Below are 18,502 nucleotides of genomic sequence, written 5' to 3' on the forward strand. Positions count from 1 at the left end.
GTTCTCGGTTCCACCGCGGTCATACCCATGACAACCCTGCGAGCAGATAGGTGACTCATGTTTGATCTCGGACCGGCCACAGTGGAGATGGCCCGATTGGTCGACGGGGTGCGCGACACCCACCTCGACCGCCCGACCCCGTGTGACGACTGGACGGTGCGGGAGTTGCTCGCGCACATTCACCAGTTCACGAGTGTGTTCGCCGACAGCGCCCGAAAGAGACCGATCCAGCCCCCGGACGGCCTCGTCGACGACTGGCGGGCAGTGATCCCGGCCCGACTCGCCGACCTCGCTGCGGGTTGGCGCGAAGCGAGCGCGTGGGACGGGCAGGTCTCGGCGGGAGGTATCGAGATGCCGGCTGCCGACAACGCGATCGTCGCGATCGAGGAACTCACCGTGCACGCCTGGGATCTTGCTCGCGCAACCGACCAGGACCTGCTCGTGGAGGACTGGACCTTGGACCGGGTCGAGCAGTTCTTCGCCCTGTTCTCCCCGGATGCCACGCCGGACGAAGGACCGTTCGGTCCTGTCGCCACAGCGCCCGATGGTGCCGATCGATTCGACCGCATCCTGGCCAGGACGGGACGCGATCCACGTTGGACCTGACCCCGGGCCCGCCCGAGGTGTGAAGATGTGGAGATGCGGGCACTGGGATCGATGCGGCGGGTTCGTCACCTCAACTGTGGGACTTTCCGGGCGCGGCTCGGTGGACCCGCTCTGGTCAGTCAAGTCGTCGTCTGCGAATTCGAGCACGGCCTGGCCCTGATCGACAGCGGGCTCGGAGCCGACGACGTCGCCCACGCGAACTCGAGGCTCGGCGTCGGGTTCCGGCTCCTCCTCCCGGCTCTCGACACCGCGGAGACCGCGGTCGAGCAGATCGGTGCGATGGGGTTCTCGGCCGCAGATGTCACCGACATCGTGCTGACGCACATGGACCTCGATCACATCGGAGGCGCAGCTGATTTCACGTCGGCCACGGTGCACACGTCTGCGGCGGAACAGTCCTCGGCCACGAGCCGGACCGACGCCGCCGCGAAGGTCCGCTACCGAGCGCCGCACCTGCGGGCGGTCAAGAACCGAACCTCGGGGTACTCCGACTTCACCGACGAATTGTTCGGGTTCACGGGTCACCGCCTACACGACTCCGTCCGTGCCATACCGATGCCCGGCCACACCGTCGGCCATTGCGCCATCGCGATCAATGATCCGCAGCGCGGGTGGTTGCTCCACGCCGGCGACGCGTTCCATCACCGTCGGGCCATCACCGGCCAATCGTCGGGCCGGTCGATCTCGATGGTGGAAACCGCTCTGGCCGACGATCGACGGGAACTGCGTACGAATCAGCGACGACTCGCGGACCTGGCCGCGCAAGCCGGAGGACCGCAGATCTTCTGCGCTCACGATCCGGTCCAGTTCGCGGCACTCGTGTCGTCGCAGGTGGAGTAGGCGCGATCGTCAGACCACGGGTATCAGTGGACCGTCGAATTGCGTTCTGTCGCCATCGAACCCGCCCAACAGCGCGTTCTCGACGACCTCGTGCGGTGTACCGAGTCGCGGTGCGCTGACCTCGTCGAGGCGGCGATAGTGCTCGTCGCTCAGGTCGATCTCGAGTGAACGGAGGTAGGCGTCGAGGTGGGTCACCGACCGAGGCCCGACTATCGGGATCAGCGATGTCTGAGCCAGCGTGGATCGTCGGTGAAGCCATGCGAGGGACACGCCGACGGCATCCGCCCCGATCTCGTCGGCGACCGCGAGCACGGTGTCGAGTACCGCTGACCGCTCGCGTCCCTCGGTGTCCGGTACGCCGGCACCGAGTCGCCCGGACTCCCCGCGGCGATACTTGCCGGTCAGGAGGCCTCCGGCGAGCGGGGAGTAGAGGAGAACCCCGAGTCCGTGTGCCTGCGCCATCGGGAGTATCTCGCGCTCCGCGGAGCGTTCGGCGAGGCTGTACTCGGTCTCGATACCCGCGAGCGGCGCCAGACCGCGAGCCTCGGAACGTGCTGCCGCGGCCGACGTTCGCCAGGCCGGGAAGTTCGACAGCGCGCCGTGCAGGATCTTGCCGGAACGCACCAGGTCGTCGAATGTCTCGAGTATCTCGGCCATGGGCGTGACGCCGTCGGGGAAGTGGGGCATGAACACATCGACGTAGTCGGTCTGCAGTCGGCGCAGGCTCGACTCGAGCGACCGGATCATGACCTTGCGGCTGTTGCCCGTGGTCGCGGGCCGGGGGTTGTCGCTACTCGACCGGCTGTACTTCGTGATCACGACGAAGTCGTCACGGTCGTTACCGAGCAGGTCGCCCAGCACGGTCTCGGAACGACCGTCCTGGTACACGCTCGAGGTGTCGAACGTCGTTCCACCTGCGGACACGTACGCGTCGAAGACGCGGCGCGGGCCGTCGGCACCATCCGCCGCCACCGATCCGAAACTCGATGTCCCGAGTGCGAGTGCGGAGACACGCAATCCGGTTTGTCGTCCAAATGTGTTGTACCGCATGTCAGCTCCGAACAGAGATGGATGAGGGGGGTAGTCTGCTGCTCAGCGTACCAAAATAAAACGAGGAGTCGCTCTTTATGCCGAAGGTCTCCCAGGCGCACCTGGACGCACGCCGACAGCAGATCGTGGATGCGGCCAGGGTGCGCTTTTCCGAGCAGGGATTCGCCCGGACATCTATGGCTGACATCGTCGACGAGGCCGGTCTGTCCAACGGGGCCATCTACCGGTACTTCGCTGCGAAGGAGGAGATCGTCGTCGCCGTATGTGAGCAGGCGAGTGGCGCTCTGCCCGATGCATTGACCGCAGATGCGGTCACCGCGTTTCTCGAGCACCTACGAAGGCTGTCCAGCGAAACTGGACACGCCCGGCTGGTGGCGCAGATATATGCGGAGGCGGCACTGTCGCCGACCTTGGCCGAAGTCGTTCGCGGACAACTGGAGACGCTGCGTGGCGCGGTGGCAGATCTGGTCCGCGAGGATCACCCGGGCGACCGGATGCACGTGGCCGAAGCATTCGTGGCGATCTGCGGTGGCTACAGCGAACAGCTCACCGTTCGAGGTGACCTCGACCCCGCCCCGTTCGTCACCGCGGTCATGGCCGTGGTCGGAATGCGGGCGTGAACTCGGTCGGACGCATCGCGCCGACGCGGCACGATCGTCCTCGGGAAGGTCAGACGTCATGCCGTGAGCGGCTCCGGTGTCGTCCAGGATGAGCGGTCACTGACCGGCATGGCGTCGAAGCCCAACTCCTCGACTCTGCGGTCCCAGCGCGGAATTCCAGACGGGTCGAAGGAGGGAACATGACCGGGAACGCCGATGATTATGTGCATCTCGGCATCGTGCAACCTCAATCGCAGTGGAGGTCAATGCACCGTGTCGCGCAGGCGACCTGAGTGATCTGCCTCGACGGCGATTTCCATCTGTCAACCGATGAATCTGACGACGTGCTCCCACAGCTGTTCGGTGGCAACCGGATCGAACTCGTCCACCTGCCCGGCGTCGGTGAACAGGTGGCCGCGCCCGGGGTACTGAATGTATTCGGCAGCAGCGCCGGCGTCGTTGACCGACTTCATCACCGATTCGACGGAGCCGGCGGTCGTGAACGGATCGTCGACCGAGTAGTGGATCTGAACCGGGACGCCAACCGGCCAGTGTTCTGCTCCCAGTTGCTCCAGGGGGAGAGCTCCGGAGCACAGGATTGCCCCACTGATCCGCCGGTGCAGGGCGACGTGGGTGGCCATGCCACCTCCGTTGGAGAAGCCGAGCGCCACGAACCCGTCGGACAGCCGCGCCACGCCATCGAGCGCGCGCTGCATCAGCTCTGGGAACCCGATGTCCCCGACGAAGGCGCCGGCCACGTCGTAGTCGTCGAAGGACCGGCCCTCGTACTGGTCGACCACGGTCACGACGTGGCCGGCGTCTCGGAGGCGTCGCGCGGCATCCTCGATCCCGCTGCGGACACCCAGAACTGAATGAAAAACGGCTACCTCGGCCACTGCTTCTCCTTCGACACGATGGACGACGTCCATCAGATGTTCAGTCCTCGACGCGGGACCTGTGGGAGCGCGTTGCTCCGTCACACCCAGAGCGTGCTCCCGATTGCGGACATCTCGGGTCCTGATTCGACATGTGGTCCCATTCGGGGTTTTTCCGGCTACGACGTTCGCCTTCTTGTTTGATGAGCAGGTACATCCCACGAGGAGAGGCACCTGATGAGGATCACCACGGCGCTGGCCGCACTGGCGGTCACGGTCTTGGTCATGGCGGGGTGCTCCGACTCCGACTCGGGGCCGTCCGAGTCTGCCGCGGAGTATCCGGCCGGCCCGGTGACGATGTCGGCCGGCGCCGGACCCGGCAGTGGTTTCGACCTGACCATCCGTGCGGTGGTCGACGCCCTGCGCGCCGACAAGATCGTCACCGTCGGGCTGCCTGTGCAGAACAAGCCCGGCGGGGCCGGAGCCGATCTGCTCGCGACCATGGTGCGTGACCACCGGGGCGCCGACGACCAGATCGCGGTGACATCGCTGTCGATGATGCTCAATCAGCTCGAGGGTCGGTCGCCGTACGGCTACGCCGACGTCACCATGATCGCGCGTCTGATGACCGAATACTTCGTCGTCGTCACCGGCTCGGGGTCGCCCTCGGGAAATCTTCGCGACGTGATGTCAGCGATCACAGCCGATTCGTCACGGGTGCGGGTAGGCGCTGCGGCCGACGACCAGGCGCCGTTCGACCTGCTCGTGTCCGCCGCCGGCGGCGACCCGTCGACAATTCGATACATCGACGTCGAGGGTGGTGCGGACCAGACCGCCGCGCTGCGCAGTGGCACCGTCGATGTCGCGATCGGCGGTGTCAGCGAATTCACCGGCGCCGTACGCGAGGGGACCTTGCGCGCATTGGGCGTGTTGGCGGAGAACCGTGTGCCGGGCCTCGACGCCCCCACCGCGCGCGAGCAGGGACTCGACGTGACGCTCGCCAACTGGCGCGGTCTCTACGGTCCGCCGGACATGCCCGCAGCGGCAGTCGCCTACTGGCGCAACGCGCTCGGTGACATGGTGCGCTCACCCGCCTGGAGCGCGATCGCCCAACGCACTCAGTTCACCACCACGTTCTCCACCGGCGACGACTTCCAGAAATTTCTGGCGACCACGCAGAACGAAGTCAAGGCAGCCCTCGACGCACAGCGATGACGAACCCGGTCCGGAGTCACCCGTGCGACGAGTGTCCGTCGACGCCGGAACGGTGCAGTGCAGCCATCTCGTCGGCGAACATCTCGACCGGACCTTCCACCAGTAGCGCTGGGGCGACGGCATTGATCGGCAGCCCGGCCACCGGTGATTCCGGGGCGTTCCATTCCGCGCGCCATGCGTTGAGTTGGGCCGACGACACCGCATAGACGATGCGTCCCAACCCCACCCAGGCGTGCGCCGCGGCACACATCGGGCAGTGCTCGCCTGAGGTGTACACCGTCGCCGAGGCGCGGGCGTCGGGGGAGAGGTGCTCGACGGCCCACTCCACTATCGCCAGCTCCGGATGTCGGGTGTTGTCACCGGTGCCGACCCGGTTGCGATCCTCGAAGACTGCGCGCCCCGAGTCGTCCACGAGGACTGAGCCGAAGGGTTCGTCGCCCGCCAACAGTGCCTCTCGTGCCAGGTCGACGCAGCGCTGCAGATGAATGATGTCGTTGCCGGATACCGCCATCGCCGAAGAATAGGCAACGAGGCGGCGAGGGGTGCGCGGGCCGTCGGTGACGGCGATCACAGCTACAGTGACGTGGAGATCCGCAGATTCCCCATCATCGACTCAGAGACGAGTGATCCCAGTGTCAGAGACAACCGGTTCCGGCGTAGATGTCGCGAACAGCCCCGACTCCACCGGGCACGTCACCGTCGACAGGGCCCTCGTGGACCTGGGCGCGGGCGAGAAGGCCTGGGGGTCGCTGACCCTGTCCGATCGCCGGGCTCTGCTCGAGCAGGTCCGCGATCTCACCGCGCTCCATGCGAAGGAATGGGTCGCCGCCGCGACGACGATCAAAAAGCTCGATCCCGCGTCGCCGCTGGTCGGAGAGGAGTGGATCTCGGGTCCCTACGCATTCGCCGGTGGGGCCGCCACCCTGGCGCACAGCCTGGCCGCCCTCGAGACCGGTTCCAGCCCCATCGCCGGCGCCACGTTCGGATCTGCACCGGGCGGTCGCACCACGATCCGTGTGCTGCCGCTCGGAATCTTCGACTCGTTGCTGCTCAACGGCTTCAGTGCCGACGTGTGGTTGACCCCCGGGACCGACGCCGAGAGCGCGAAGAAGGCCGCCGGTCTCGCGCAGCTCGATCCCACCCACACCCATGGCATCGGGGTGGTCCTGGGTGCGGGAAACATCATGTCGATCGCACCGCTCGACACCCTCTACGAGCTGTTCGCCCACAACCGCGTGGTCGCCCTCAAGCTGAACCCGATCACCGACGCGATGCTGCCGGTACTGACGAAGGTCCTCGCGCCGCTCATCGATGTCGGAGTCGTTCGGCTGCTGACCGGTGGCGCGGAACTGGGCACCTACCTCGTCAACCACGACGCGGTCGACCATGTCCACATGACCGGGAGCTCGATCACCCACGACACCATCGTCTTCGGGCCCGGCGAGAAGGGTGCTTCCCGGCGCGCCGCGAACGACCCGCTGTTGAACAAGCCCATGACGAGCGAGCTCGGTGGCGTGTCACCCACGATCATCTTCCCCGGCGAGTGGAGTGACGCCGACATCAAGTACCAGGCCGAACACGTTGCCACACAACGTCTTCACAACGGTGGGTACAACTGCGTCGCATCGCAGGTCGTCGTGCTGTCGTCGGAGTGGAAGCAACGCGACCAGTTCGTCGCGGCGTTGCGCACAGCGCTCGACACCGCCCCCGGTCGCGCCCCGTACTACCCCGGCAGCGACAACCGCGTCGGCGCCGCTGTGGCGAGCTACCCCGCTGCCGACAAGCTCGAGAGCGGGCGGGTGCTGATCCACGACATCGACCCCGGAAAAGAAATCGACCTGCTGCAGACGGAGTACTTCGCGCCCGTTCTCGGTGTGATCGAGTTGCCCTACGCCGGTGAGCAGTTCGCTGCCGCGGCCGTGCGCACGGTCAACTCCGACTTCGTCGGCACACTCGGCATCAACATCGTGGCCCACCCTGCGACGATCCGCGGGTTCGGTGCGACGTTCGACGAGCTGCTGGCCGAGTTGAACTACGGGACAATCGCGGTCAACGCATGGACCGGCGTCGGATTCCTGACCGCGGGTGCGACGTGGGGGGCATTCCCCGGCCACACCATCGACGACATCCAGAGCGGGATGGGCATCGTGCACAACGCGTTGCTCATCGACGACGCCGAGCGCACCGTGGTCCGCGGACCGTTCCGTCCGTCGCCGCGGTCCATCCTCCACCGCGAATGGGCGATCTCGCCCAAGCCGCCGTGGTTCGTCACCAACAAGACCGCGGCCACCACCGGACGTCTGCTCACGGCTTTCGCCGCCAAGCCGTCCTGGACCAAGCTGCCCGCCATCTTCGCCTCCGCACTGCGCGGATAGACAAGGAACAACGATGTCGAACAACCTCTCTGCTGATTACGTCGTCGTCGGTGCCGGCTCCTCGGGTGCTGTTCTCGCCAACCGGCTCAGCGCGGATCCCCGCAACTCCGTCGTCGTCCTCGAGGCCGGCCCCGAGGACAAGAACAAATTCGCTCACATCCCCGCGGCGTTCTCGAAGCTGTTCCGCAGCGATGTCGACTGGAACTACGACACCGAGGCGCAGCCGGAGTTGCGCGACCGAAGCATCTTCTGGCCCCGAGGGAAGATGCTCGGTGGGTCGTCGTCGATGAACGCGATGATGTGGGTCCGTGGATTCGCCGCCGACTACGACGAGTGGGCATCGCTGTCCGACCCGACGTGGTCGTTCGAGAACGTTGTCCCGTACTTCCAGAAGATCGAGAGCATCGAGGAGACCACCGCGCTCGACGCCGGTACCAGCGGACCACTCGTTGTGTCGAACCAGCGCAGCCCACGTCGGCTCACCGCGTCGTTCCTCGAGGCCGTGCAGGAGGCCGGCTACCCGGTGGAGCAGGCGAACCTGGCTGAGCCCAAGGGCTTCTCGCAGACCATGGTCAACCAGAAGCGCGGCGCTCGGTGGAGTACGGCCGATGCCTACCTCAAGCCGGTGCGCAAGCGTTCCAACCTGACGATCGTCACCGAGGCCCACGCGACCCGGGTGGTCTTCGAGGGCTCGGCGGCCGTCGGTGTCGAGTACCTCAAGGACGGCGCAGTGCACACCGTTCGAGCCGGCACCGAGGTGATCCTCGCAGGCGGTGCAGTCAATTCCCCGCAACTGCTCATGCTCTCGGGCATCGGCGACAAGTCGGAACTGACCACGCACGGGATCGCGGTGCACCATCACGCCCCCGAGGTCGGCAAGAACCTGATGGATCATCTGTGCTCGCTGATCGGCTGGCAGACCGAGTCGGACTCGCTGTTCCACGCCGAGAAGATCCCCGAGCTGGTGAACTACCTGACCCGTCGTCGCGGGATGCTGACATCCAACGTCGCCGAGGCCTACGGCTTCATCAAGACCCGTGACGAGGTTCCGTTCCCCGATGTCGAACTCATCTACGCCCCCGCGCCGTTCTTCGACGAAGGTCTCATCGCCCCCGATGCCCACGCCGCCGTGATCGGGGCCGTACTGCTCAAGCCCGAGAGTCGAGGAGAGATCACGTTGCGCTCGGCCGATCCGACCGCCAAGCCCATCGTCGATCCGCGGTACCTGTCCGACGCAGGCGGCGTCGACCGCCGCGCCATGATCGAGGGCCTGCGCGCCTGTATGAACATCGCGACCCAGCCGTCGCTCAAGGAGTTCCTCGGAGACATCGTCCGCCCGCAGGTCGCAGCCGACATCTCCACCGAGGACCTGCTGACCGAAGCCCTCGAACGCAACGCACACACGCTGTACCACCCGGTCAGCACCTGCCGGATGGGCAGCGACCCGACCAGTGTCGTCGATCCGCAGTTGCGGGTGCGCGGTGTGGACAGGTTGCGCGTCGCCGACGCATCGATCATGCCGACGATCATTCGTGGGCACACCCATGCCCCGAGCGTGGTCATCGGCGAGAAGGCCGCCGACCTGATTCTCGCCGGGAAGTAGATCCGCGCAGCGGATCCGAGCGGGTCATCGGCGGGTTGTGCTGAACACGTCGACCGGGTGCGGTACCCGGGGCTCGCCGTCGGCGCCGGGCACCGACACCTCGGCGAGATAGGCCCGGACGGGCCCGCGCAGTTCAGGGGTCAACCGGGCCTGCACCGCGAAGTCGAGCACCTCGTCCCCGGCGGAGGCGAGATCGACGAGCGCGTTCAGGGTGACGACCGCGTCGAGGGTGATGTCGGCGTCGACGAATGCCGCCTCGACATCGGCGCTGAACCACTGCCGGTGATCCTCCAGGGGCGGGGCGAGGACATCGACCAACTCGTTGAGTGCGGCCCGCGGTGCGTTGAGCACCCACAGCTGTCCGCCGGGGCGCACCAGGTCCAGGGCTGAACGCAACGTGACCCCGAGATCGGCGACGTAGTAGATCGAGTGCACGAACACGACCACGTCGAAGGTCTCGTCCACCGGCGCGTCGGCGAACGATGCGACGTGTACCTCGACGGTGAGCTCGCGGGCCTCGAGTGCGGCCAACTCGGCGGTGAAGAGAGCGGCGCTGCCGGACCAGGGTTCGATGCCGACGTAGCGCACCGGCCGGCCGGGCACCGCCCGGACCAGCCCTTCGGCGAGCCGGACGTCCAGCGTGCCGTCACCGCAGCCCACCGACAGCACGGAGACCGGTCCGTCTCCCATCTCGGCCATCCGGCCGGCGAGGTGGTCGGCGATCAGGCCGCGCTGGTCGGAGAGCAGCTCGAACGCGGCGTGATCACGGGCGTAGGAGTCGGGCTCCAGGCCGGGGAGAGCCGCGGCACCACGCCGTACGGCGCGGAGGTCGTCGAGGAGATCGGCAGCGGCGGTGCTCGTCGGAGTCGGGACTAGGCTCGTCATTAGATCGAGTCAACCACGACGGTTCCTTCCGGTTCCCGCGGTTGTTCTAAACAGCAGACGGGGAGTGGCGTGAGCAGCAAAGACACAGCCGAGCGGAGCCTGGAGCACTGGAGCGAGGCCGGTCGCACGGGCATGGAGGCGTTCTACGCCCTCGCCACCGAGGACTACCACCAGCTCGCGCTGGCCGCCGACTGGCCCAGCCTGCTCGCCGACCGCGCACACGACGGCTGGTCCTTGCTCGATGTGGCGTGCGGAAGCGGCAAATTTCCGACGGCACTGCGTCGGTACACCGACCTGTCGGCGGTGCCGGAGGTGGCCTACGACCTGCTCGACCCGTCGGCGTTCTCGGTCGCCGAGGCACGCGGTGCGCTGGGCGCACCTTTCGCGGCCAGACACGACCTGGTGATGACCCTGCAGGATCTCCCCGCCGACCACACGGGATACGACATCGTCTGGGCCACCCACGCGCTGTACGCCCTGCCGCCGGACGAGCTCGACGCCGCGGCCGAGCGGTTCGTCGCCGCGCTGGCCCCCGGTGGTCTCGGCCTCGTCGCGCAGGCCACGGCGGCGTCGCACTACCTGGCCTTCTACGACGCTTTCCGCGCAGGCGTGCGCGAAGCGACCCCGTACACGACGGCCGAGCAGGTGCGCGACGCGTTGACGCGAGCCGGAGCTGACGTGCGCGATCAGCGCGTCACCTACACCACCGGCACGTCCGATCGTGGCGTCGCCGAAGGCTTTCTACAGCGTTGTGCCTTCGACGACTCCGTGTCGTTGGAGGAGATGGAGGCCGCGCCTGTGCTCGGCGACTACCTGGCCTCTTGCCGCGACGCGTCCGGCTCCTACACCTTCTCCCACGAGGCGGCACTGCTGTGGCTCTGAGCAACACGACGACCAACGACCGACTGCCCGAGCAGAACCGGGACGGCGGCATCGAGCAGGACTGGGCGGGCAACGACCAGGACTGGTGGGATTGGTACGTCACGCTGGCCGCGAACGACCAGGTGCCCACCGATCTGGTCGACGGCCCGGGCCTGCCCGACGTCGACGCCGCCACCGACGAGCAGGTCGAGCGCGAACTGGCCGAGCCCTACGATCTGGACCCGGCCGCGATCGAGTCGTTCGCGCGGGAGGCCTTCGTTCGGCTGCCCGCCGTGCTGTCGCCGGCGGTCGTACGACGTCTCGCTGAGCGCCTCGAGGAGCTGCTGCGTGCCGAGCACGGCGACGATGTCGCCGGTCGATTCACTGCGCTGGAACAGATGTGGCTGCACGACGACCTGATGCGCACCGTGGCGCTGTCGCCCCGGATCGGTGGCCTGGCCGCGGCTCTGCTCGACGAGCCCGGCGTCCGGCTTTATCACGACAATGCGTTGTCCAAGGAGCCCGGCTGCGGCCGCACCCCCTGGCACCATGACGCCGAGCACTTCCCGCTGCAGACCGTCCAGGCGGTCACCGCATGGATACCCATGTCGGCGATTCCGGGCCGGATGGGTCCGCTGTCGTTCGCCCGCGGCCGTGAGGTGCTGGGGGAGGTGTCGGACCTGGAGTTCGACAAGGTCGGCACGTCGTACGACGAGGCTGTCACCAAGCGTTTCGTCGAGCGGGACGTCTCGGTGGAGTCCGGGCCGTTCGCAGTGGGTGACGTGTCGTTCCACTCGGCGCTGTGTTTTCACACCGCTGGCCCCAATCTGACCACCCAACCGCGGCGGGCGCTGGCCACCACCTACTTCGCCGATGGTGCGCGCGTGGTGGAATCCCCGACACTCATCAGCGGCACCTGGCGCGAATTCCTGCCCGGTGTCGAGCCCGGCGGTCTGGCGGCCTCCGACCTCAACCCGGTGGTCGGCCACCGCTGAGGCGCGCACCGGCGTACTCGGCGATCGATGTCGCAATCCCGGCGACCTCGTCCTCGATGCTGTCCCGCGAGCGCGTCTCGGAGCCGTGGATGATGGCCGTGACACCCTGCTGAGCGCCGCAATAGCCGATGATGCCGGTGACGATCTGCGTCGAGAGGGCAGTGTCGTAACCACGTCGCGCGAAGCCCTCTGCGTCATCGCCGGCGGGCATGACCAGGTGGATCGTCATCCGCGCCAGCTTGCCCTCCATGGGCGTCACCTGCGTGTCGAAGGCCCAGCCGTCAACGAATACGCGGTCGATCCAGCCCTTCAGCAGGGCAGGCATCGACCACCACTGCACGGGGAACACGAGAACGAGATGGTCGACACGGTCGAGTCGCTGTTGTTCCGCGGCCACGTCGCCCGGCGTCGTTCGACCGCCGCGATAGAGCTCTTGGTCGGCCGGTCCGAATCGCGGGTCGAAACCCTCGCTGTAGAGGTCGGCGGTCTCTGAGACCACATCGGCCGCGTCGAGACCAGCTGCGATGGAACGTGCGATGTGCTGGGTCAGAGACGACTCGTCGGGGTGGGCGACGACGACCAGTGCGCGGGTCATGACGGGTCCTTTCGGCGTGTCCTACTATGTACTCGAAGTAGGTTACTGTTCGTAGGTTACCGATAGTACATAGGAGGGAACGTGGTCCGGGTCCGCATGACGCGACAGGAGCGCTACGACCAGCTCATGTCGCATTCATGGTCGATCGTGCGAGAGCAGGGCGTCGACGCGTTGACCCTCGGCCGACTCGCCGAGGTCGCCGGCATAACCAAACCCGTTGTCTACAGCCATTTCCCGTCTCGAGGCGTCCTGTTGGTCGCTCTGTACGAGCAGTACGACGCGCGTCAGGCCGCATTGCTCGAGGAGTCCCTGGTCGACGTCGACGGGTCGTTGGGAGCGCATGCCCGTGCCATCGCCACGAGTTACGTCGACTGTGTTCTCGGCGAAGGGCTCGCAGGTGTGGCCGCGGCCCTCGAGGGGACGCCGGATCTGGCGGCACTCAAGCGTCGGTCCGACGAGGCGTACTTCGAACAGTGTCGGGACATTCTCGCCCCGTTCGCGGACGGCAATGTCATCCCGTCCGCGTCGATGGTGGCCGCTTTCGGTGCGGCGGAGGCGTTGTCGAGCGCGGCGCTCGACGGCCGGCTCGCCCGCGCGGACGCTCTCGAGGAGCTGACGGCCACCATCGTCTCGACTGTCGATCGGTGCCGCAGCTGATCGGGCATCGCCGGGGAATACAGGCGAAGGCTACAGATCGGCGGTCGGTTGCAGTAACTGGATCAGGTTGCCGCAGGTGTCGTCGAACACCGCGGTGATCGCCGGCCCCATCTCGACCGGGGGTTGGGTGAACCTGACCCCGAGGCCTGAGAGCCTGTCGTACTCGCTGTGAATGTCGGTCACCGCGAATTGCGCAACGGGGATACCATCGGTCGTCATCGCTGCTCGAAATGCCTCCACGGCAGGGTGACTCGCGGGCTCGAGTAGTAGTTCCGGCCCACCTTGGTCTTCTGGGGCGGTCACCGTCAGCCAGAAGTCCGCCCCGATCGGCACCTTGTGTCGGAGCTGAAAGCCGAGGACGTCGGTGTAGAACGCCTCCGCTGATTGCTGGTCGTCGACGAAGATCGACGTCAGTGCGATGCGCATCGGTCGTTCCTTCCTTGGCGGGTTCACCGTCGGGGAGATCGCCTCGCATTGTGCCCGATGAGGCCGGACACTCCGCGTGCACGGGATGGTGTCGACCACGTCGCCGGTGCGGTGTCCGAGGCCCAGATGTCTTCACGGTGCGATCGCGACGACACGCGCCGGCTCTACGCGACGTCGCGCCGACGTAGGGCCCACAGTCCGGTTCCGACGAGGGCGACGGTGGCGATCAGCAGGATGACGGTGGGCTCGACGGGCACCGAGGCGCCCACGTCGGCAGGGATGTGGGAGTGCGGCGCCAGGTCTCGTAGCCATGGGGGTGCGCCGATCAGTGTCCCGAGTGGCCCCAGCAGCAGGTCGATGATGACCGCGAGCCACCCGATCGCAATCCACCGCGTCCCGAATCCATAGGCGGCGAACGCGACAGCGGCGACGGCCAGGGTCGGCGGTAGCTGCGACAACGCGCCGATTATCACGTCCGCGGCGCCTGGACCGGTGCCGCCGACAATGGCGGCCCCGGCGACCACGCCGACGCCCGCGAGCAGCAGCACGACGGCGGCTGTCACTGCGGCGGTGATGGACGCGGCGAGCAGGCGAGCACGTGGGGAGACCGCGGTCGCGAGCAGTACCTCGGCGCGGCCGGTCCGGTCGTCGTCGCGTAGTCGACCCACCACCGACACCGCGGCTGCCGCGGCCGCAATCGCCACGATCCCGAGCACGGTGTTGATCAGTGCGCCGACGAGGTCGATCGACGCCGACGCGGAACCGCCACCGATGTCCTTGATGACGTCACTGGTTCCGCCGGATCCACCCACGAGGTCGTCGACCGAGTTGGTGAGCAACCCGACCAGCAGGCAGTAGGTGAATGCACCCGACATCCACGGTGCCAGTGAGTTCCCCATCGTCCGGACGGTGACGCCGATGATGGAGATCGGCCAGTTCGCAGTCGGCGGACCGGGCCGTGGCTGTACGAGCCCCGCTCCCAGGTCGCGCTTGCCGGCGACTGTAGCGGCGACTCCGACCCCGGCGACGAAGAGCAGGAGACACGCCAGCGCGGGCAACACGGTGCGTTCGCCGAGCGGGTCCACGCGTTCGGCCCATCCCAGCGGCGAAAGCCATGCCAGCCATGACAATCCGTCGACAGCGTCGCCAACTCCTCGGATGAGGTAGGCGGTGAGCAGTAGAACCGCCGACGCGGCAATGGCTGTTCGCGACGCCGTGACCACCTGGTCGACGACCACGGCTATTCCCGTCGCGGCGAGCCCGGCTCCGACGAACTGGAGTCCGATGAACGCCGCTGACGTCGCCGGGACCCCGACGAGCGCGGCCGCGATACCGGTCAGCACGCCCGAGGTCACCGCTGCGATCGTGGCGGTGATGGTCGCTGCCGCCAACGGGGCCGACGCTCCGACACCACCGGCGCGGACGAGTTCCATCCGGCCTGTCGATTCCGGGGCACGCAGGTTGCGGGTCACCGTCGCCGCCACGATGATCGCGGCGACGAGCAGCGCGAACATGCCCACGCGCCACACGGCGATCTGGCCGGTGCCCGAGGTGTCGCGCAGTGGACCGAGCAAGATGCGGAAGACCGGGTTGGCCGCGGATCCGTGGGCCAGCTCGGCGCGCGAGGCGGCATCCGGGTAGAGCGGCGCCAGTGACGCCGCGGTGAGCAGGAGGAGGACGGGCACCGCCACAACGCCGACGGGTGTCGCGATGCGTTCGGTGCGGATCGCGAGGCGGAGTAGGTCGGCCGTTCCGCTGAACGAACCGCCGGGTGTGGTGCCCGGCCGATCGGCAATGGGTCGTCGGCCGGTGAGAGTGGTCACCTGCGAACACCTCTGGACGCTGATCGTGCGACCACCGAGTTGTCACCGTTGTCGTTGTCACCGCGGTCCGAGTCGTAGTAGCGCAGGAACAGCTCCTCCAGAGACGGTGGCGCCACTGTGAGGTCCACGACGCCGAGGGTGCCCAGTGCGGTGACGGTCCCGGACAGGTCGGCGCGTGCCGCGGAGAAGATCACTCGCTGCCGCCCTGGTCCGGTTCCGGGAGTGACCTCGAGGTCGCCGACGCCGGGAGTCCGGGCGAGAGTGTCGGCGTCCCCGGTTATCTCGGCCTTCACGTGCACGGTGGTGACGTGCCGGAGTTCGGTCAGTGTCCCGCTCTCCACGGTCTTACCCGCGCGGATGATGGTGACGGTGTCGCACAGCTTCTCGACCTCGGAGAGGATGTGACTCGACAACAGAACCGAAGCTCCCTCGTCGGCGATCTCGCGGACGCATTCGGCGAAGAGGTTCTCCATGACCGGATCGAGACCTGATGTCGGTTCGTCGAGGATGACGAGGTCGGCGGGTGCTGCGAACGCGGCGACCAGCACGACCTTCTGTCGATTTCCCTTGGAGTAGGTCGAGATTCGTTTGGTCGGGTCGAGGTCGAAACGATCGATCAGGGCGTTGCGAGCGCGTTTGTCGATGCGCGCGCCTCGCATACCGAGCAGCAGGTCGATGGTCTCACCGCCGGTCAGTCTCGGCCACAGTGCGACGTCACCGGGGACATACGCCAGGCGTCGGTGCACGCTGACGGCGTCGTGTACCGGGTCGGCACCGAGGATGCGCACGGACCCGGCGTCGCGGTGCACCAGTCCGAGCAGGATGCGGATCGTCGTGGACTTCCCTGCACCGTTGGGGCCGAGGAAGCCGGCGACCGCGCCCTGGGGAACGGTCAAGGACAGCCCATCGAGCGCGCGACGTCTGCCGAAGCTCTTGACGAGGCCGGCGATCTCGATCGCGTTGCTGCCGTCGTTCATGATCAGTCGACTCCATTCTCGCCGCTCGGATCCCCCTGGTGAACGGCGAGGACGGCGTCGAGTGCCGAGGTGCCCGTGAGCAATCCATGGGTGGCGTACTCGGTGGCGGGCACCATCGTGCGGTTCACGTACTCATGGAGGATCGCGGCACCGTCGGTCGGATCCGGTGGAGGGTTCATCGCCAGGTCGATTATCAGCACTCCCAACGACATGGCGACCAGGTAGCGGGCGCGAGCCGGTTCGTCGACCGACGGACGCACGGTTCCCGCTGCTACCGCGGACATCATCGAGGTCTCGACATCACGCACGAGGTGATCAACGAATGTTCGAGCTGATTCGCCGCCTTCGGTGACGAGGCGGGTGATGTACACCAGCAGCGGTCCGGACTCCGCAAGGGACCGCAACGTCTCGGTCACCGCGTCGCCGACATCTCCCGTGGATGAAGGGTTCTGATCGGTACCGAGAACGTGGTCGGTGCGAGAGCGGCTGAGCTCGAGCACCCGCGCATCGCACTCTGCGCGCAACCCTGCTCTGCTCGCGAAGTGATGTATGACCAGCCCCGGGCTCACGACTGCGTGTGCCGCAACCGCGCGAACCGACGCGGAGAACCCTTCCCGCACGAACACCTCGATCGCTGCATCACGAATGCGAGCACGCGTCGTCAGGTCGGACGCGGGCTGGATTGAACTCATGTTCAGGAGTCTAAACGCATGTTCAGTGCGATTCAACCGGGGAGGGCGCATTCCTCTGAATTGTGATTCAATGGTTCCAACGAAACATTGAATTAATATTCAATTCTTGGAGGTGTGATGCCGTACCGCCAGACGGACACGACCCGCGCTACTGCAGATGCCAAGCGGTCCGCGTTTCTGGGTGCTGCGCGATCGCTGGTCTCTCAGAACGGTTTCGGTGCTGCGACGGTGGCGGCGATCGCTCGTGAGAGTGGAAACAGTGTGGGGCTGGTGTACTCATACTTCGACAACAGGGAGAACCTTCTGTCGGAAGTTTTTCGAAGCGCCGCCGGTCACGAGTTGGACGCAGTCAAGGATGCGGTGGCCGCGGCGGGGGAGGATCCGGTCGCGCAGGTCGCGGCACTGGTGGACACATTCGCCCATCGTGCGCTGCAGGGCCGGCAGATGGCGTGGTCGTTGCTGTTCGAACCGGTCACGACGGGCATCGACACCGAGCGGCTCGTCTTCCGCCGCGAATATCACGCACTGGGCGAACAGATAATCGTTCGTGGGGTGGCGGCGGGTGTGTTCGTCGTCGACCACGTCGACGTGGCTGCGTCTGCGGTGATGGGGGCGATCTCGGAAGCTCTTGTCGGATCGCTGAGTCCGCTTGCCGACCAGTCGCGGTCGACTGTCACCCCGGGCGAAGTGGTCACGGGAATCCGTCATTTCTGTTTCCGCGCGTTGGGTGCACCCGTCCCCGGGGCCGAGCGTTGACCGCGACCCACGAGGGTGGCGGACCAGGCTGCGCCCCACGCCTCGGCCCGACCGCAATCCTCGCCTCCTCCCGAAGGAACACATGACCCACTACCGAAGCAATGTGCGCGACATCGAATTCAACCTGTTCGAGGTCCTCGAACTGCAGAGCCAACTCGGAACGGGCGCGTGGACGGACCTCGACACCGACACAGTGCGGTCGATGCTCGCCGAGGTCGACCGCCTCGCTGCCGGACCGATTGCCGAGTCCTTCGCCGACACCGACCGCAACCCGCCCACCTTCGATGCGGCAACGCATACGGTCACGTTGCCGGAGGGATTCAAGAAGTCGTTTCGGGCGTACTGGGACGCCGGCTGGGCCTACGTCGGACTCGACCCCGCGGTCGGCGGGACACCCGCACCCAGAGCTCTGACCTGGGCGTTGGCCGAGTTGGTCCTCGCCGCACAACCAGCCGCATTCATGTACGCCGCCGGCCCGACCTCCGCAGACATCCTCTACCGACTCGCCACCGAGGAACAACGCGCGTGGGCCACACTGATGGCCGACCGCGGGTGGGGTGCCACCATGGTTCTCACCGAACCCGATGCAGGGTCCGATGTCGGGTCCGGACGCACCGCGGCCTACGCACAGCCCGACGGCAGCTGGCACATCGAGGGCGTCAAACGGTTCAT

At 66.8% G+C, this 18,502-nt stretch carries 20 protein-coding genes; 11 read left to right on the forward strand and 9 right to left on the reverse strand.

Features of this window, described 5'->3' with window-relative positions:
* Nucleotides 1-57 precede the first annotated feature (57 nt).
* The gene (locus tag JHC79_RS00515) at nucleotides 58-606 is read left to right on the forward strand and encodes a TIGR03086 family metal-binding protein (RefSeq protein WP_296387916.1); all 549 of its coding nucleotides are present in this window, start codon (nucleotides 58-60) and stop codon (nucleotides 604-606) included.
* 33 nt (nucleotides 607-639) lie between these two features.
* The gene (locus JHC79_RS00520) at nucleotides 640-1,446 is read left to right on the forward strand and encodes an MBL fold metallo-hydrolase (RefSeq protein WP_296387917.1); all 807 of its coding nucleotides are present in this window, start codon (nucleotides 640-642) and stop codon (nucleotides 1,444-1,446) included.
* A 9-nt stretch (nucleotides 1,447-1,455) separates the two neighbouring features.
* Here JHC79_RS00520 and JHC79_RS00525 read toward each other — a convergent pair whose 3' ends face one another.
* Complete coding sequence (locus JHC79_RS00525) at nucleotides 1,456-2,496, reverse strand: aldo/keto reductase (protein WP_296387918.1); 1,041 nt, start codon at nucleotides 2,494-2,496, stop codon at nucleotides 1,456-1,458.
* A 77-nt stretch (nucleotides 2,497-2,573) separates the two neighbouring features.
* On the opposite strand from JHC79_RS00525, the gene JHC79_RS00530 reads away from it, so the two are divergent.
* The gene (locus JHC79_RS00530) at nucleotides 2,574-3,116 is read left to right on the forward strand and encodes a TetR/AcrR family transcriptional regulator (RefSeq protein WP_296387919.1); all 543 of its coding nucleotides are present in this window, start codon (nucleotides 2,574-2,576) and stop codon (nucleotides 3,114-3,116) included.
* 302 nt (nucleotides 3,117-3,418) lie between these two features.
* Here the strand turns inward: JHC79_RS00530 and JHC79_RS00535 are convergent, their stop codons facing one another.
* Nucleotides 3,419-3,991: a dienelactone hydrolase family protein gene (locus tag JHC79_RS00535; RefSeq protein WP_296387920.1), complete on the reverse strand. Its 573-nt coding sequence runs from the start codon at nucleotides 3,989-3,991 to the stop codon at nucleotides 3,419-3,421.
* 216 nt (nucleotides 3,992-4,207) lie between these two features.
* On the opposite strand from JHC79_RS00535, the gene JHC79_RS00540 reads away from it, so the two are divergent.
* Entirely contained in the window at nucleotides 4,208-5,185 is a 978-nt protein-coding gene (locus tag JHC79_RS00540; protein ID WP_296387921.1) for a tripartite tricarboxylate transporter substrate-binding protein, read from the forward strand.
* Nucleotides 5,186-5,201: 16 nt separating this feature from the next.
* On the opposite strand, the gene JHC79_RS00545 is transcribed toward JHC79_RS00540, so the two are convergent.
* On the reverse strand, nucleotides 5,202-5,696 hold the full coding sequence (locus JHC79_RS00545; protein ID WP_296387922.1) for a nucleoside deaminase: 495 nt from the start codon (nucleotides 5,694-5,696) through the stop codon (nucleotides 5,202-5,204).
* A gap of 202 nt (nucleotides 5,697-5,898) precedes the next feature.
* Between JHC79_RS00545 and JHC79_RS00550 the strand changes: the two genes are divergently transcribed.
* Together JHC79_RS00550 and JHC79_RS00555 are read left to right on the forward strand one after the other, a co-directional pair.
* Entirely contained in the window at nucleotides 5,899-7,560 is a 1,662-nt protein-coding gene (locus JHC79_RS00550) for an aldehyde dehydrogenase family protein (RefSeq protein WP_296387944.1), read from the forward strand.
* A 13-nt stretch (nucleotides 7,561-7,573) separates the two neighbouring features.
* The gene (locus JHC79_RS00555) at nucleotides 7,574-9,163 is read left to right on the forward strand and encodes a GMC family oxidoreductase N-terminal domain-containing protein (RefSeq protein ID WP_296387923.1); all 1,590 of its coding nucleotides are present in this window, start codon (nucleotides 7,574-7,576) and stop codon (nucleotides 9,161-9,163) included.
* A 24-nt stretch (nucleotides 9,164-9,187) separates the two neighbouring features.
* On the opposite strand, the gene JHC79_RS00560 is transcribed toward JHC79_RS00555, so the two are convergent.
* Entirely contained in the window at nucleotides 9,188-10,048 is an 861-nt protein-coding gene (locus JHC79_RS00560) for a methyltransferase domain-containing protein (protein WP_296387924.1), read from the reverse strand.
* A gap of 69 nt (nucleotides 10,049-10,117) precedes the next feature.
* On the opposite strand from JHC79_RS00560, the gene JHC79_RS00565 reads away from it, so the two are divergent.
* A complete protein-coding gene (locus JHC79_RS00565) occupies nucleotides 10,118-10,930 on the forward strand; it encodes a class I SAM-dependent methyltransferase (RefSeq protein ID WP_296387925.1) in 813 nt (270 codons plus the stop codon).
* Nucleotides 10,921-11,904 (forward strand): phytanoyl-CoA dioxygenase family protein, encoded by a 984-nt coding sequence (locus tag JHC79_RS00570; RefSeq protein WP_296387926.1) that lies wholly within the window; start codon nucleotides 10,921-10,923, stop codon nucleotides 11,902-11,904. Before JHC79_RS00565 ends, JHC79_RS00570 begins: the two co-directional genes overlap by 10 nt.
* Here the strand turns inward: JHC79_RS00570 and JHC79_RS00575 are convergent.
* Entirely contained in the window at nucleotides 11,879-12,499 is a 621-nt protein-coding gene (locus JHC79_RS00575; RefSeq protein ID WP_296387927.1) for an NAD(P)H-dependent oxidoreductase, read from the reverse strand. The two genes, JHC79_RS00570 and JHC79_RS00575, sit on opposite strands and share 26 nt — an antisense overlap.
* 96 nt (nucleotides 12,500-12,595) lie before the next feature.
* On the opposite strand from JHC79_RS00575, the gene JHC79_RS00580 reads away from it, so the two are divergent.
* Nucleotides 12,596-13,156, forward strand: a complete 561-nt coding sequence (locus tag JHC79_RS00580) for a TetR/AcrR family transcriptional regulator (RefSeq protein ID WP_296387928.1) — start codon at nucleotides 12,596-12,598, stop codon at nucleotides 13,154-13,156.
* 30 nt (nucleotides 13,157-13,186) lie between these two features.
* Here the strand turns inward: JHC79_RS00580 and JHC79_RS00585 are convergent, their stop codons facing one another.
* The 4 genes from JHC79_RS00585 to JHC79_RS00600 all read right to left on the reverse strand — a co-directional run bounded on the left by JHC79_RS00585 (nucleotide 13,187) and on the right by JHC79_RS00600 (nucleotide 17,074).
* Nucleotides 13,187-13,582, reverse strand: a complete 396-nt coding sequence (locus tag JHC79_RS00585; RefSeq protein WP_296387929.1) for a VOC family protein — start codon at nucleotides 13,580-13,582, stop codon at nucleotides 13,187-13,189.
* A 164-nt stretch (nucleotides 13,583-13,746) separates the two neighbouring features.
* Nucleotides 13,747-15,405 carry a hypothetical protein gene (locus JHC79_RS00590; protein ID WP_296387930.1) on the reverse strand — a complete coding sequence of 553 codons (1,659 nt, stop codon included), beginning with the start codon at nucleotides 15,403-15,405 and terminating at the stop codon, nucleotides 13,747-13,749.
* A complete protein-coding gene (locus JHC79_RS00595; protein ID WP_296387931.1) occupies nucleotides 15,402-16,382 on the reverse strand; it encodes an ABC transporter ATP-binding protein in 981 nt (326 codons plus the stop codon). The genes JHC79_RS00590 and JHC79_RS00595 overlap by 4 nt, the downstream gene beginning before the upstream one ends.
* Before the next feature lie 2 nt (nucleotides 16,383-16,384).
* The gene (locus JHC79_RS00600; RefSeq protein WP_296387932.1) at nucleotides 16,385-17,074 is read right to left on the reverse strand and encodes a TetR family transcriptional regulator; all 690 of its coding nucleotides are present in this window, start codon (nucleotides 17,072-17,074) and stop codon (nucleotides 16,385-16,387) included.
* A gap of 117 nt (nucleotides 17,075-17,191) precedes the next feature.
* On the opposite strand from JHC79_RS00600, the gene JHC79_RS00605 reads away from it, so the two are divergent.
* Nucleotides 17,192-17,830 (forward strand): TetR/AcrR family transcriptional regulator, encoded by a 639-nt coding sequence (locus JHC79_RS00605; protein WP_296387933.1) that lies wholly within the window; start codon nucleotides 17,192-17,194, stop codon nucleotides 17,828-17,830.
* A gap of 82 nt (nucleotides 17,831-17,912) precedes the next feature.
* The coding region (locus JHC79_RS00610) for an acyl-CoA dehydrogenase family protein (RefSeq protein ID WP_296387934.1) at nucleotides 17,913-18,502 on the forward strand (590 nt) is incomplete at its 3' end.

It is taken from the genome of Williamsia sp. (genome assembly GCF_016462415.1).
Lineage (GTDB): Bacteria > Actinomycetota > Actinomycetes > Mycobacteriales > Mycobacteriaceae > Williamsia_A.